This window comes from Streptomyces sp. NPDC060049 (assembly GCF_042736715.1).
Classification (GTDB): Bacteria; Actinomycetota; Actinomycetes; order Streptomycetales; family Streptomycetaceae; genus Streptomyces.
In genome coordinates, this window is record NZ_JBHWVV010000009.1 from 155,450 (window position 1) to 168,751 (window position 13,302).

General features: G+C 72.5%; 13 protein-coding genes. 4 read left to right on the top strand and 9 right to left on the bottom strand.

Translation table 11 applies throughout. The annotated features are described in order from the left end of the window. The first annotated feature begins 54 nt into the window (after positions 1-54). The gene (locus tag ACFWBY_RS18720) at positions 55-753 is read left to right on the top strand and encodes an MBL fold metallo-hydrolase (protein ID WP_385336785.1); all 699 of its coding nucleotides are present in this window, start codon (positions 55-57) and stop codon (positions 751-753) included. Between the two features lie 7 nt (positions 754-760). Here ACFWBY_RS18720 and ACFWBY_RS18725 read toward each other — a convergent pair whose 3' ends face one another. After that, positions 761-1,801, bottom strand: coding sequence for an NUDIX domain-containing protein (locus ACFWBY_RS18725; protein ID WP_385336787.1), 1,041 nt, complete (start codon positions 1,799-1,801; stop codon positions 761-763). A 148-nt stretch (positions 1,802-1,949) separates the two neighbouring features. Between ACFWBY_RS18725 and ACFWBY_RS18730 the strand changes: the two genes are divergently transcribed. Beyond that, on the top strand, positions 1,950-2,984 hold the full coding sequence (locus tag ACFWBY_RS18730) for a LacI family DNA-binding transcriptional regulator (RefSeq protein ID WP_385336790.1): 1,035 nt from the start codon (positions 1,950-1,952) through the stop codon (positions 2,982-2,984). Between the two features lie 74 nt (positions 2,985-3,058). Here ACFWBY_RS18730 and ACFWBY_RS18735 read toward each other — a convergent pair whose 3' ends face one another. From ACFWBY_RS18735 to ACFWBY_RS18755, 5 genes are all read right to left on the bottom strand, one after another. Beyond that, positions 3,059-4,357, bottom strand: a complete 1,299-nt coding sequence (locus ACFWBY_RS18735; protein ID WP_385336793.1) for a DUF6986 family protein — start codon at positions 4,355-4,357, stop codon at positions 3,059-3,061. Positions 4,358-4,542: 185 nt separating this feature from the next. Beyond that, positions 4,543-5,505: an electron transfer flavoprotein subunit alpha/FixB family protein gene (locus ACFWBY_RS18740; protein ID WP_356656677.1), complete on the bottom strand. Its 963-nt coding sequence runs from the start codon at positions 5,503-5,505 to the stop codon at positions 4,543-4,545. Positions 5,506-5,563: 58 nt separating this feature from the next. Beyond that, a complete protein-coding gene (locus ACFWBY_RS18745; RefSeq protein ID WP_385336795.1) occupies positions 5,564-6,349 on the bottom strand; it encodes an electron transfer flavoprotein subunit beta/FixA family protein in 786 nt (261 codons plus the stop codon). Between the two features lie 201 nt (positions 6,350-6,550). Continuing rightward, a complete protein-coding gene (locus ACFWBY_RS18750) occupies positions 6,551-7,105 on the bottom strand; it encodes a flavin reductase family protein (RefSeq protein WP_385336798.1) in 555 nt (184 codons plus the stop codon). Between the two features lie 223 nt (positions 7,106-7,328). Next, positions 7,329-7,760 (bottom strand): TlpA family protein disulfide reductase, encoded by a 432-nt coding sequence (locus tag ACFWBY_RS18755; protein ID WP_385336864.1) that lies wholly within the window; start codon positions 7,758-7,760, stop codon positions 7,329-7,331. A 199-nt stretch (positions 7,761-7,959) separates the two neighbouring features. On the opposite strand from ACFWBY_RS18755, the gene ACFWBY_RS18760 reads away from it, so the two are divergent. Next, on the top strand, positions 7,960-8,682 hold the full coding sequence (locus tag ACFWBY_RS18760) for a lysophospholipid acyltransferase family protein (RefSeq protein ID WP_385336801.1): 723 nt from the start codon (positions 7,960-7,962) through the stop codon (positions 8,680-8,682). A gap of 84 nt (positions 8,683-8,766) precedes the next feature. Here ACFWBY_RS18760 and ACFWBY_RS18765 read toward each other — a convergent pair whose 3' ends face one another. Then, positions 8,767-9,996 carry an alginate lyase family protein gene (locus ACFWBY_RS18765; protein ID WP_385336803.1) on the bottom strand — a complete coding sequence of 410 codons (1,230 nt, stop codon included), beginning with the start codon at positions 9,994-9,996 and terminating at the stop codon, positions 8,767-8,769. A gap of 334 nt (positions 9,997-10,330) precedes the next feature. On the opposite strand from ACFWBY_RS18765, the gene ACFWBY_RS18770 reads away from it, so the two are divergent. Further along, the gene (locus ACFWBY_RS18770; protein WP_385336805.1) at positions 10,331-11,593 is read left to right on the top strand and encodes an MFS transporter; all 1,263 of its coding nucleotides are present in this window, start codon (positions 10,331-10,333) and stop codon (positions 11,591-11,593) included. On the opposite strand, the gene ACFWBY_RS18775 is transcribed toward ACFWBY_RS18770, so the two are convergent. Further along, entirely contained in the window at positions 11,529-12,128 is a 600-nt protein-coding gene (locus tag ACFWBY_RS18775; RefSeq protein ID WP_385336807.1) for a transglutaminase family protein, read from the bottom strand. The two genes, ACFWBY_RS18770 and ACFWBY_RS18775, sit on opposite strands and share 65 nt — an antisense overlap. Positions 12,129-12,213: 85 nt before the next feature. Continuing rightward, positions 12,214-13,302, bottom strand: coding sequence for a threonine aldolase family protein (locus ACFWBY_RS18780; protein WP_385336810.1), 1,089 nt, complete (start codon positions 13,300-13,302; stop codon positions 12,214-12,216).

Genomic DNA, 13,302 nt, shown 5'->3' on the forward strand with positions numbered 1-13,302 from the left:
CGCTCCCGGCGAACTCGCGTGCTCCGGGCGTCCGGTCGTGCGTACGTTCGCGGCATGGATCTCGTCGAAGTCCTTCCGGACCGTCTCCACATGCTCCGCTTCCCCATCGGCCAGGCCTATCTCTGGCAGGACGGCGGAGCCCTCACCCTGGTCGACTCGGGCAACGCCGAGTCGGCCGCCGAGATCGAGGGGGCGATACGTTCCCTCGGGCTGGATCCCGGGCGGCTGGAGCGGATCGTCCTCACGCACTGCCACGGCGACCACACCGGCGCGGCCGGTGAGCTCGCCGCCCGCTGGGGCGCGCGCGTACTGGCCCACCGGCTGGACGCGCCCGTGATCCGGGGCGCGCGGCCCGTGCCCGAACCGGTACTGCTGGACTGGGAGGTCCCGCTGTACGAGCACGCCCTGTCGGTGGTGCCGGGAGCCCCGCCCACCCCGGTCGACGGGGAGCTGGAGGACGGGGACGCCCTGGGCTTCGGGGACGGCGCCTACGTGGTCCACGCCCCGGGCCACACGGACGGCAGCATCGGCGTGCACCTCCCCCGCCACGGGGTGCTGTTCACGGGAGACTGCGTCGCCGCCGTGGGCCCGCTGATGCTGGGCGTCTTCAACGTGGACCGCGCCCGGGCGATCGCTTCCTTCCGCCGCCTGGCCGCGCTCTCCCCCTCCGTCGCCTGCTTCGGGCACGGCGACCCCCTGACGACGGACACGGCGGCGGCCCTCGCCAAGGCCGCCGCCGACACGACCTCCTGACGGGCGGTCAACCGACGGGGGTGCCCGCCTCCAGGTAGACCGCACGTCCGCGCTCGCGGGCCCGCAGGGCCCAGCGCAGGCGTTCGTAGCGCTGCTCGGGGAGGAGGTCCGCCGCCTCCTCCCGCGTCGCGAACCGCCATGCCCGCAGCTCGGGGCCCGGCAGCCGCAGCCGCTCGGCCTGGCCGGCGGACAGCCGGCCGCCGTCGAACAGCAGCCGCAGCCCTCCGTATCCCGCCGGCGGGCAGGGCGGCTCCCAGTCCACGGCCAGGAGTTCGGGGGGAAGCTCCAGTTCGAGGCCCAGTTCTTCCTGGACCTCCCGCATCCCAGCGCGCGCCGGTGCCTCGCCCGGCTCGACGACGCCCCCCGGGAACTCCCATCCGGCTTTGTACGTCGGGTCGACGAGCAGCACCCGGTCCGCGTCGTCGAAGAGCAGAACCCCGGCGGCCACCGTCTCCCGCGTCGGCTGCGGGGTCTGCACGATGTCGCAGACCCGGGCCGTGTCGGTGCGTACCGCCTCGGCGATCCGCTCCGCCGTCTCCCGTACCGTCAGGGCCCCGTTGTCGATGACGTGCGCGTCGGCCGTCAGCCAGCCCAGCGCGTGCTGGTAGGCCGGGATGTGGTCGTAGGCCCACTGCCGCACCCGCAGGTCCGCGTCCGCCGCCTCCCCCGGCTCCTCCCGCGTCGCGATCCGCTCGCGCAGGATCGTTTCCGCCGGAGCGAGCAGCACGTGCCGCACCGCGATCCTGCGCGCCGCCAGCCCGCCGAAGATCTCGTCCCGGTACTCCTGCCTCAGCAGGGTCATCGGAACCACCAGCACCCCGCCCAGCTCCGCGAGCATCGCCGCCGCTGTGTCCACGACCAGCCGCCGCCAACTCGGCAGGTCCTGGTAGTCGCCGACCTCCGCGAGGCGCTTGCGCGGCAACAGCACGCGCAGCGCGTCACCGATGAACTCCGGGTCGAACAGGGTGCTGTCCGGCAGGAGTCCGGTCAGCTCCCGGGCCGTACTGCTCTTCCCGGCGCTGACAGTGCCGTTGATCCAGACGATCACGTCTACCCCTCTCCCGATGCCCCCAGTGGCTTGCCCGCACCACCCTGCCACGGAAACCCCGCTCCCCCTCCGAGTGCTTATCCTCGAGGCCACAGGCCACGGACCCGTCCCCGCCGCAGGGCGCCCGACCCACCGGAGGTTCCCCACCGTGCCGCACACCCGCCGCCCGACCGAGGCCCGCTACGGCAACCGGCCGACCATGAAGGACGTGGCGGCCCGGGCCGGCGTGGGCCTGAAGACGGTGTCGCGCGTGGTCAACGGAGAGCCCGGAGTGACCCCGGACACCGAAAGGCGGGTCCAGGAAGCCATCGACGCGCTCGGCTTCCGCCGCAACGACGGGGCCCGCGTGCTCCGCAAGGGCCGTACCGCCAGCATCGGCCTCGTCCTGGAGGACCTCTCCGACCCTTTCTACGGTCCGCTCAACCGGGCCGTCGAGGAAGTCGCCCGCGCGCACGGCGCCCTCCTCATCAACGGCTCCAGCGCCCAGGACCCCGACCGCGAAAGGGAGTTGGCACTGGCCCTGTGCGCCCGCCGGGTGGACGGCCTCGTCGTGATCCCGGCCGGGGACGACCACCGCTACCTGGAGCCGGAGATCCGGGCCGGCGTGGCCACGGTGTTCGTGGACCGGCCGGCGGGCCGGATCGACGCGGACGTCGTCCTGTCCGACAATTTCGGCGGCGCCCGGGACGGCGCGGCCCACCTGATCGCGGGCGGACACCGCCGGATCGGCTTCATCGGCGACCACCCGCACGTCCACACGGCGACCGAGCGCCTGCGGGGCTACCGCGAGGCCATGGCGGCCGCCGGCCTGCCGGTCGCCGCGTCCTGGGTCTCCCTCGGCCCGACGGCCCCCGAGCACGTCCGGGCCGCCGCCCTGTCGATGCTGTCCGGCCCGGAGCCGGTCACCGCCCTCTTCGCCGGCAACAACCGGGTGACCGTCACCGTCGTACGGGTCCTGGCGGCGCGGCCCCGCCCGGCGGCACTGGTCGGCTTCGACGACTTCGAGCTCGCCGACCTGCTGCGCCCCGGCGTCACCGTGGTCGCCCAGGACGCGGCGGCCCTGGGCCGGGTGGCCACGGACCGCCTGTTCCAGCGCCTGGCGGGCGCCGACCTCCCCCCGTCCCGCATCGAACTCCCGACCCGCCTGATCCCCCGCGGCTCGGGCGAACTCCCGCCGGCCTGACCGGCCGCTCCGCCGCGGAGCACTGCGGCCCCGCCCGGTCGTCCGGGCGGGGCCGCAGGAGTGCGGGGCGGTGCTCAGGCGGTCGCCTTCAGGGTCGCCGAGCGGCGCGGGATGGCGAAGGCGTCGAGCTCCGCGCGGGTCAGGCCGGTCAGTGCGGTGACCTCCTCGGTGCCGACGGCACCGCAGTCGAGACCGCGGACCAGGTAGCCGGCCAGCGCCTTCGCGGTGGCGGGCTCGTCCATGACGTCGCCCTCGATCTTGGCGACGTAGGCCTTCAGGCGCGCCGCGGCCGTTTCGAGGCCCTCGCGGTAGAAGACGAAGACGGCCGCGTAACGGGTCGGCAGGTGCGCCGGGTGCATGTCCCAGCCCTGGTAGTAGGCGCGGGCCAGGGCGCGCCGGGTGAGGCCGTAGTGCAGCTTCCAGGCCTCGTGGACGTGCTCGGTGGTGCCGATCGGCAGGACGTTCGTCGAGCCGTCGGAGACGCGTACGCCGGTGCCCGCGGCCGCGACCTGCATGATCGCCTTGGCGTGGTCGGCGGCGGGGTGGTCGCTCGACTGGTAGGCGGCGGAGACGCCGACGCAGGCGCTGTAGTCGAAGGTGCCGTAGTGCAGGCCGGTGGCGCGGCCCTTGGAGGCCTCGATCATCCGGGCGACCGCGGCGGTGCCGTCGGAGGCGAGGATGGACTGGCTCGTCTCGATCTGGATCTCGAAGCCGATCCGGCCCGGCCGCAGGCCGCGGGCGGTCTCGAAGGCCTCCAGCAGCTTCACGAAGGCCGTGACCTGCTCGGGGTACGTGACCTTGGGCAGGGTCAGGACGAGGCCCTCGGGCAGGCCGCCGTGGGCCAGCAGGCCGGAGAGGAAGATGTCGGTGGTCCGGATGCCGCGGTCGCGGACGTTGGACTCCATGCACTTCATGCGGATGCCCATGTACGGGGCGTTCGTGCCGTTGGAGAAGGCTTCGGCGACGAGGCGGGCGGCGCGGGCAGCGGCCTGGTCCTCCTCCTCGTCGGAGCGGACGCCGAAGCCGTCCTCGAAGTCGACGCGGAGGTCCTCGACGGGCTCGGAGGCGAGCTTGGCGCGGACGCGCTCGTAGACGGGTACGGCCAGGTCGTCGGCGATGCCCAGTACCTTGGCGAAGGTGGCGGCGTCGGGGGCGTGCTCGTCCAGGGCCGCGAGGGCCTGGTCGCCCCAGGAGCGGATGGTGTCCTCGGCGAAGACGTCACCGGGCACGTAGACCGTGTGGATGGGCTGGCGGGTGCCGGGGTCGCCCGGGTAGTGGCGCGCGAGTTCCGCGTCCACCGGCGCGAGGGAAGCGCTGATGCCCTCGCTGACCGCGCCTGCGAGGCTCGTCGCCACCTTCTCCTGCTGACCCATCGTGCACTCTCCTCTTTTCCGCTTCACGGAAGCTTAGATCCGCATTGCAGAATTTAGTCACGGGGGTTCCGCTCAGTCAATGGTCCCTCCACGGCCTGGGACAAACGACTCGGGGCCGTGCGGTGAGAAACACCACACGGCCCCGGAGACCACTTACCCGCAGGTCAGCGCCTACTGGTCGAGGACTAGCCCTTGCGCGCCTTGATCTCGTCGGTCAGCTGCGGGACGACCGCGAAGAGGTCGCCCACGACGCCGTAGTCGACGAGGTCGAAGATCGGAGCCTCGGCGTCCTTGTTGATCGCGACGATCGTCTTCGAGGTCTGCATGCCGGCCCGGTGCTGGATCGCGCCCGAGATGCCGGAGGCGATGTACAGCTGCGGGGAGACCGACTTGCCGGTCTGGCCGACCTGGTTGGAGTGCGGGTACCAGCCGGCGTCGACGGCGGCGCGCGAGGCGCCGACGGCCGCGCCGAGGGAGTCCGCGAGCGCCTCGATGATGTGGAAGTTCTCGGCACCGTTGACGCCGCGGCCGCCGGAGACCACGATCGCTGCCTCGGTCAGCTCGGGGCGGCCGGTCGACTCGCGCGGGGTGCGGGAGGTGACCTTGGTACCGGTGGCCAGGGCGCCGAAGGTGACGGCGAGCGCCTCGACGACGCCGGCGGCCGGAGCGGCCTCGACCGGGGCCGAGTTCGGCTTCACGGTGATGACCGGGGTGCCCTTGGAGACGCGCGACTTGGTGGTGAAGGACGCGGCGAACGCGGCCTGCGTCGCGACCGGACCCTCGTCACCCGCCTCCAGGTCGATGGCGTCGGTGATGATGCCCGAGCCGATGCGGACGGCCAGACGGGCGGCGATCTCCTTGCCCTCGGCGGAGGACGGGACGAGCACGGCCGCCGGGGAGACGGCGTCGTACGCGGCCTGGAGCGCGTCCACCTTCGGTACGACGAGGTAGTCGGAGAACTCGGGGGCGTCCGCGGTGAGGACCTTGACGGCGCCGTGCTCGGCGAGCACGGCGGCGGTGGCCTCGGCGCCGGCGCCCAGCGCCAGGGCGACGGGCTCGCCGATGCGGCGGGCCAGCGTCAGCAGTTCGAGAGTGGGCTTGCGGACGGCACCGTCGACGTGGTCGACGTAGACGAGGACTTCAGCCATGGAATGCTCCTGCGAATGCGAAGTAGTCAGGGGGACTTTCGAGGGATGACCGAAGCTCTTAGATGAACTTCTGGCCGGCCAGGAACTCGGCCAGCGCCTTGCCGCCCTCGCCCTCGTCCTTGACGATCGTGCCGGCGGTACGGACCGGGCGCTGGGCCGCGGAGTCGACCTTGGTCCAGGAGCCTTCCAGGCCGACCTCGTCGGCCTCGATCTCGAGCTCCTCGAGGTCCCAGGCCTCCACCGGCTTCTTCTTGGCGGCCATGATGCCCTTGAAGGACGGGTAGCGGGCCTCGCCCGACTGGTCCGTCACCGAGACGAGCGCCGGGAGGGAGGCCTCCAGCTGCTCGCTCGCCGAGTCGCCGTCGCGGCGGCCGGTCACGACGCCGTCCTCGACCTTGACCTCGGAGAGCAGGGTGACCTGCGGGACGCCCAGGCGCTCGGCCAGGATCGCCGGGAGGACGCCCATGGTGCCGTCGGTCGAGGCCATACCCGTGATGACCAGGTCGTAGCCGGCCTTCTCGATCGCCTTGGCGAGCACCAGCGAGGTGCCCATGACGTCGCTGCCGTGCAGGTCGTCGTCCTCGACGTGGATGGCCTTGTCGGCACCCATCGACAGCGCCTTGCGCAGCGCGTCCTTCGCGTCCTCGGGGCCCACCGTCAGGACGGTGATCTCCGCGTCGTCGGCCTCGTCGGCGATCTGCAGCGCCTGCTCGACGGCGTACTCGTCGAGCTCCGAGAGCAGGCCGTCGACGTCGTCGCGGTTGACGGTCAGGTCCTCGGTGAACTGCCGGTCGCCGGTGGCGTCGGGCACGTACTTCACACAGACAACGATCCTCAGGCTCACGCCGGCTCTCCTACCGCATCGACATTTCTGGTACCGCCTTGCCCAGGCAGCATAGGCGCCATCTCGGAGCCACCCCTTAAGGGGCGGCCCGTGCCCCATAGGGGATGTTACTCGTCAGTACACAGCGGGTTCCGCCAGGTTGCAAGGGTGGCGAACTGTGATCTGGCCAACGCCACCGCAACCCGCCCCAACAGGCACGATTCAGTCGCGCAACGCGTTGAAGCGTCCTTGGTGGTACAGCAGCGGGCGGCCCTCCCCCGCCGGATCCCCCACGGGATCCCCCGCCGGGTCCCCGGCCACCGCTTCCGCGATGATCACCCGGTGCGCTCCGGCGGGCACCCGCGCCACCACCCGGCACACCAGCCAGGCCAGGACCCCGTCCAGGACCGGGACCCCGTACGGCCCCGGCGCCCAGCCGGTTGCCGGACCGAAGCGATCGGCGCTGCTGCGCGCGAACAGCCCGGCCAGGTCGGCCTGGTGCTCCCCGAGTATGTGGACGCCGAGGTGCTCGGAGTCCCGTATCACGGGCCAGCTGGAGGATCCGGTACCGATGGTGAACGACAGGAGCGGAGGGTCGGCGGACACCGAGTTGAGCGAGGTCGCGGTGAAGCCGACCGGCCTGCCACCGCTCTCGGCGGTGATCGCGGCGACGCCCGCGGCGTGTCGGCGGAACACCGCGCGCAGCAGGTCGGGCGAGCCGGGCAGGGCGGCGCCGGAACGCGGGGACGGAGCCGTCGGGGCCGTCGGAGCCGTCATGAAGGGAGTCCCCATCGGTGAAGCAGGAGTTCGTACCGCATGTCGCCAGCCTGGCGATCAGCCGTGTACACAGTCAAGCCGTGGCGGACAGATGTAGGGCGCGTCACGCTGCGTGCGGGCGCGCGTACCGGCGCTCCGGCCACCAGCGCGCGGCACGGCGCCGGCCGGTGGTCGGTCGCGGGACCCGGCCCGCTCCGGCGCGCGGGGCCCGGCCGGTTGCGGTTCATACGGCGGCCCCGAGGGCGGCGATCACGTCCGCCTTGCGCGGCATTCCGGCGGCCCGCCGCACGATCCGGCCGGCCGCGTCCAGGACGAGCACCGTCGGAGTCTTCTCGATGCCGAGCGCCCGTACGAGGTCCAGGTTCTTCTCGGCGTCGATCTCGATGTGCGCCACGCCGTCGACCATGGCCGCGACCTCGGCCAGGATCCTGCGGGTGGCCCGGCAGGGCTGGCAGAAGGCGCTGGAGAACTGCAACAGGGTGGCCCGCTCCCCCGGTTCCGCGCCCAGTTCCGCGGCGCCCAACCGTCGCCCGTCCCCGTGCCCCTCGTGTCCGCGCACACGTGCTCCCGTCGCCGTCGTGGCCGTACCGCCGATGCGTGCCGCCCCGCGCCCGGTCCCACCGTCGTACGTGCGGCCGTCCCCGTACCCGCCCATCATCCCGGTACGTTCGTACGCTGATCCGAGCGCCCCGGGCGCGCGCCGCATTCCCGGCGTGACGAGAATCTCTCCGGGCACGGGCGTCTGGACTGGCCTGCGGCTCGCGTTTGGGGCACGATCCCCATGGCCGCGTACCTACGCTGCCGTAACTTCCGGCCGGGAGCACCTCCAGGCAGAAAGCGGGGTCTCCCCCACCATGGCTGAGCTCGTCTACCCTCCGGTGATCGGCGCCGCGCACGCCCTGTTCCGCGCCCTCGACGTCCGCATCGACATGAAGGGCACCGAGAACATCCCGCGCAAGGGCGGGGCGGTCCTGGTGTCGAACCACATCGGCTACCTCGACTTCATCTTCGCGGGGCTCACCGCGCGTCCGCAGAAGCGGCTCGTGCGGTTCATGGCGAAGGACTCGGTGTTCCGGCACAAGGTGTCCGGACCTCTGATGCGCGCGATGAAGCACATCCCGGTGGACCGCGCGCAGGGTGAGACCGCCTACCAGCACGCCCTGGAATCGCTGCGCGCCGGCGAGATCATCGGCGTGTTCCCGGAGGCGACGATCTCCCAGTCCTTCACGCTCAAGAGCTTCAAGTCCGGTGCGGCACGGATGGCTCAGGATGCCGGGGTCCCGCTGATCCCGGTGGCCCTGTGGGGCACGCAGCGCCTGTGGACCAAGGGCCGCCCCAAGGACCTCAAGCGCAGCCACATCCCGGTGACGATGCGGGTCGGCGAGCCGCTGGAGGCGCCGTCCGACCAGTACGCCGGGGCCATCACCCGCCGGCTGCGCGAGCGCGTGCAGGAGCTCCTGGATGCGGCGCAGAGCGCTTATCCGGCCAAGCCCGAGGGCACGGAGGACTCCTGGTGGCTGCCGGCCCACCTCGGCGGCACCGCGCCGACGGCGGCGCAGGTCAAGGAAGCCGGCTGACGCATCCGCGCGGGTGCGGCCCCGCCGGGTGGCGGGACCGCACCGTGCCGGTCACGGGAGTGGCCGTAGCGGTGGCCGTGGCCGTCAGTTGGGGTTCTCCGCGTGGGTCAGGGTCTCCCACGCCTCGAAGTGGTTCTCGGTTCCCGCCGGGCGCCGACTCTCCGTGAGCCTGCGGGTGTTCTCCAGCGTGACGCCGAGCCGGGTGTGCAGCGCGTTGTAGCCGACCTCGGTGGCCGGGCCCAGGCCCTTGGCCACGCTCCCGCCGCACAGCGAGGAGGGCACCGCCGCGCCGAGCTCGTACTTGGCGTGGAAGCCCAGCGCGTGCCGGAAGCGGTCCTTGAACTCCGGGTAGAGGTCCCGGCCTTGGACGCGCGAGGTTTCGGCCACGTGCATCGTCGCCGCGATGCCCATGCCGGTGTGGCCGAAGTCCCGGCAGGTCTCCTGTGCCAGGCCGTCCACGAAGGTGCTCTGGCCGTGCCAGTACTCGATCAGCTCGCTCCTGCTGTCGATGGTGGAGCGCGGCGGGTACTTGGGCTGCGGGCCGTCCGAAGCCAGGTAGAAGTAGGCGGGCACCCGCCCGAGGTAGATCGCCATCGCCTTGTCGTAGCTCGCGCGGTCGTCGAGGTGGACGGAGATGCCGACGGCGGCGTCCATCATGATCAGTTCCCAGTTGCCGTTGCTGTTCGGCCTCCCGCCGATCACCTCGGGCAGGTAGACCTCGCGCAGCATCGTCGCGAAGCGCCCCTGTCCGGCCCAGCCGCCGGTGTAGGCGTGCTTGACGATCTCGGCGGCGCGCGGCCAGGTGGAGCCGGCCCAGCCGCTCTGCAGCGGGGCGTTGCTGTTGGTGTGGTCCCGGATCGTCGCGGACCACGCGTCCATCAGCTCGATGGACTTCTTCGCGTACCGGGCGTCGCGGGTGATGTACCAGGCGAGCGCGTGGGTGTACGCGGCGATGGCGTCCTCGCGCTCGTCGGTGCAGCCGATGTTCGGGTTGGAGTAGGAACCGCATTCGACGACGGCGCGCGGCTTGGGCGTCCGCGACAGCGAGCCGTACCGGCTCGCCAGCATGTCGTCGAACGCCGCCTTCCACGGCTGTTGTCCGGCTTGGACCTTGGCGCGTACGAAGTCCAGCTGGGCGCGGCTGTTGAGGACTCCGGGATGGGCGAAGGCGGTGGGGGCGGCGGCCGGCTCCGCTGCGGAGGCGGGGGCGGCGGGGGTGGTTCCGGCGCGTGCGGCGGAGGTGGGGGTGAGGGTCAGTGCCGCGACCAGGCCCAGGGCCGTCGCGACCAGCCCGGCGGGGACTCCGTAACGCATGGGGCGACCTTCCGGTCGGAGGTGGGGGGGGCGGGGGCCCGTGGGGGGATCCCGCGGCCGAAGATACTCATGCACATGTCAGCTGACAACGATGTCAGACAGGAAAGTTTCCTATTGACCGAAAACCCGCGGCCGGGGACGTGCCGCGCGAGCGGCAAAGCCCGCTGCGCGCGAGGGACTTCGCGTGTACCGCGAACGGTATCGCCGAGGCGAACAGCCGCCGGGCCGCCCGGGATCCGGCCCCGCGGACGGCCGCGCCACGATCGTTTAGTCCTACACCCGCATGACGTAACCTCTGCTCCTCCATCACGTCACATCGCGAGAGGGGCCTGGAATGCAGGGGCTCGGACGGTACCTGGCCGCCGCGCTGGCCGCGCGGTCCGCCTCGGAGGGGATGGGCATGGCGGTGGTGCTGCTCGCCCTGGAACGCACCGGGAGCGCGGCACACGGCGCCTTCGTGCTGACCGCCTGGCTGGCTCCGCACGTACTTGCGGCTCCGCTCGCGGGCGCCGCCGCGGCCCGGTCGCGCCGGCCCCGGCTCTTCCACGTGGGCGCCCTGGCCGGATTCACCGTGGCCGTGGCGGCCCTGGCGGTCCTGCTGGGACGGGCGCCGACGCCGGTGGTGCTCGTGGTGGCGGTGCTCGGCGGATCCTGCGGGCCGATGGCGACGGGCGGGCTGTCCAGCCTGGTGGCGGGGCTGGTGCCGGCCGGTCCCGCTCGCGACCGGGCGTACGGGTGGGACGCGTCGACCTACAACGGCGCCGCGGTCACCGCCCCGGCGGCCGTCAGCCTGGTCGCGGCCTTCGGCTCGGCCGGGCCCGCGATGGGGCTCCTGGCCGCGTCCGGCGCGGTGGCGGCGGCGCTGGCGGCGACCCTTCCGTACGGGAAGCCGGACCCGGGCCCCGCGCCTGGCGGACGCCGGGCCGGGCTGGGCGCCGGGCTGGCCGCCCTGTGGCGGATCCGGGACCTTCGGGCGGTCACCTCGGCCACGACCCTGGCCTACATGGGCATCGGGGCGCTCACCACCACCTCGGTGCTGCTGGCCACCACGCTCGGCAGCCCGCGCGGCGGCGGGGTGCTGATGACGGCCTTCGCCCTGGGCGCCCTGACCGGCTCCCTGACGCTGGGCCGGATCACGGCCGTGCCGCCGGGCCGCCTGGCGCGCTGGGCCATGGCCACGACCGGGGTGGCGCTGACGGCGGCCGCCTTCACCCCGTCCCTCGCCCTCACGGCGGTGGCGTTCGCGGTCGCGGGCGTGTGCGACGGGCCGCTGCTGACGGCCACCCTGCGGATCCGCTCGGACTTCGCACCGGAGGGGGTGCGGACCCAGGTGTTCACCCTCGGCGCCGGGCTCAAGGTCACGGCCGCGTCGACGGGCGCCGCCCTCGTGGGGCTCGCGGCCGCCGCGCCGCCGTGGACCTTGGTGCTCGCGATCGCCGCGCTGCAGTTGGCCGCCGCCCTGCTGCACACGCTGGTGACGGCAGGCGGCCCGGCACGCGGACCGCAGGCCGCCACCTCCGCAGCCTGCGCCGCTACAGTGCCGTCGGCAGGTTCCGCCACAACTGCGTCCGGTCCGCGGACTCCCGGAGCGCCTTGAGCGTCGCCGGGTGCGGTGCGGCGTACAGGCCGGGGTAGTCGGCCTCGCCGAACTCGGGGCGGACGGGGAAGGCCAGTTGTTCGCGGTCGAGGGTGAACCGGGCGTCGACACCGGGCTTGTTGCCCCGTGGGTCCACCCGGGCCCAGTGGGCGCTTCCGGGCAGGCGCAGCGCGACGAGGCCGTGGACGGCCAGGTTCGATCCGTCGTCGTCGGCGAGGAGCTGGTAGCAGAGGCCGGCCGGGATGCCCCGGGCGCGCAGCAGGGCCGTGAGCGCGTGGGACTTGGCGTAGCAGATGCCGTTGCGCGTGCTCAGGACCTCGGAGGCGCGCCAGGAGACGCGGTCGTCCCCGGAGTCGGCGCTGTGCGGGATGGTGTCGCGGACGAACTCGAAGGCCGCCTCGGCGTATGAATATGCGTCCCCCGTAGCCGACCAGAGGGCGTCGGCGGTCTCTTCGACGAGGGGATGGCCGTGATCTACCGCTTCGTCGGCGGCCAGATAGGCGGAAAGCTCAGTATGCTCCTGGATCAGTTTCACGATCCAGGAGCATACTCATGCATAATTCTGCATGCCTATAGATTTATGACCGCTACGTCTCCCCGTGGGTGCGGGGCGCTGCGGGTCAGCGGGCCAGCTCTTCCTTCAGGGCCTGGAGGAAGCCGTCCACGTCCTCCTCCTGGGTGTCGTAGCTGCACATCCAGCGGACGTCGCCGGCGATCTCGTCCCAGAAGTAGAAGCGGTAGCGCTCCTGGAGCCGCCTCGTCACCTCGTGCGGGAGCCGCGCGAACACGGCGTTCGCCTGCACCGGGTAGAGGATCTCCACCCCGTCGCTCTCGCGCACCCCGGCCGCCAGCCGCTGCGCCATCGCGTTGGCGTGGCGGGCGTTGCGCAGCCACAGGTCCTTCGCGAGGAGCGCTTCGAGCTGCACCGACACGAAGCGCATCTTGGAGGCGAGCTGCATCGACATCTTGCGGATGTGCTTCATCTGCCGGACGGAGTCCGGGTTCAGCACGACGACGGCCTCGCCGGCCATCATCCCGTTCTTGGTGCCGCCGTAGGACAGCACGTCCACGCCGACCGCGTTGGTGAAGCTGCGCATCGGCACGTCGAGCGAGGCCGCGGCGTTGGCTATCCGGGCGCCGTCGAGGTGGACCTTCATGCCCTGGCCGTGCGCGTGCTCGCAGATGGCCCGGATCTCGTCGACGGTGTAGACCGTGCCGAGCTCCGTGTTCTGGGTGATCGAGACGACCTGCGGCATCGCCCGGTGCTCGTCCTCCCAGCCCCAGGCCTGCCGGTCGATGAGCTCGGGGGTGAGCTTGCCGTCCGGGGTGGGGACGGTGAGCAGCTTGAGGCCCGCCATCCGCTCGGGCGCCCCGCCCTCGTCGACGTTGATGTGCGCCGACTCCGCGCAGATCACGGCGCCCCAGCGGTCGGTGAGGGCCTGCAGGGCCGTCACGTTGGCGCCGGTGCCGTTGAAGACCGGGTAGGCCTGCGCGTCCGCGCCGAAGTGGCCGCGGAAGACCGTCTGCAGGTGCTCGGTGTACTCGTCGTCGCCGTAGGAGACCTGGTGGCCGCCGTTGGCCAGCGCGATGGCCGCCAGGATCTCGGGATGCACGCCGGCGTAGTTGTCGCTCGCGAAACCGCGCACCGCCGGGTCGTGGTGCCGGCGGGCGTCGGTCTTCGCCTCGGACTTCCTGATCGCGGTCCTCAC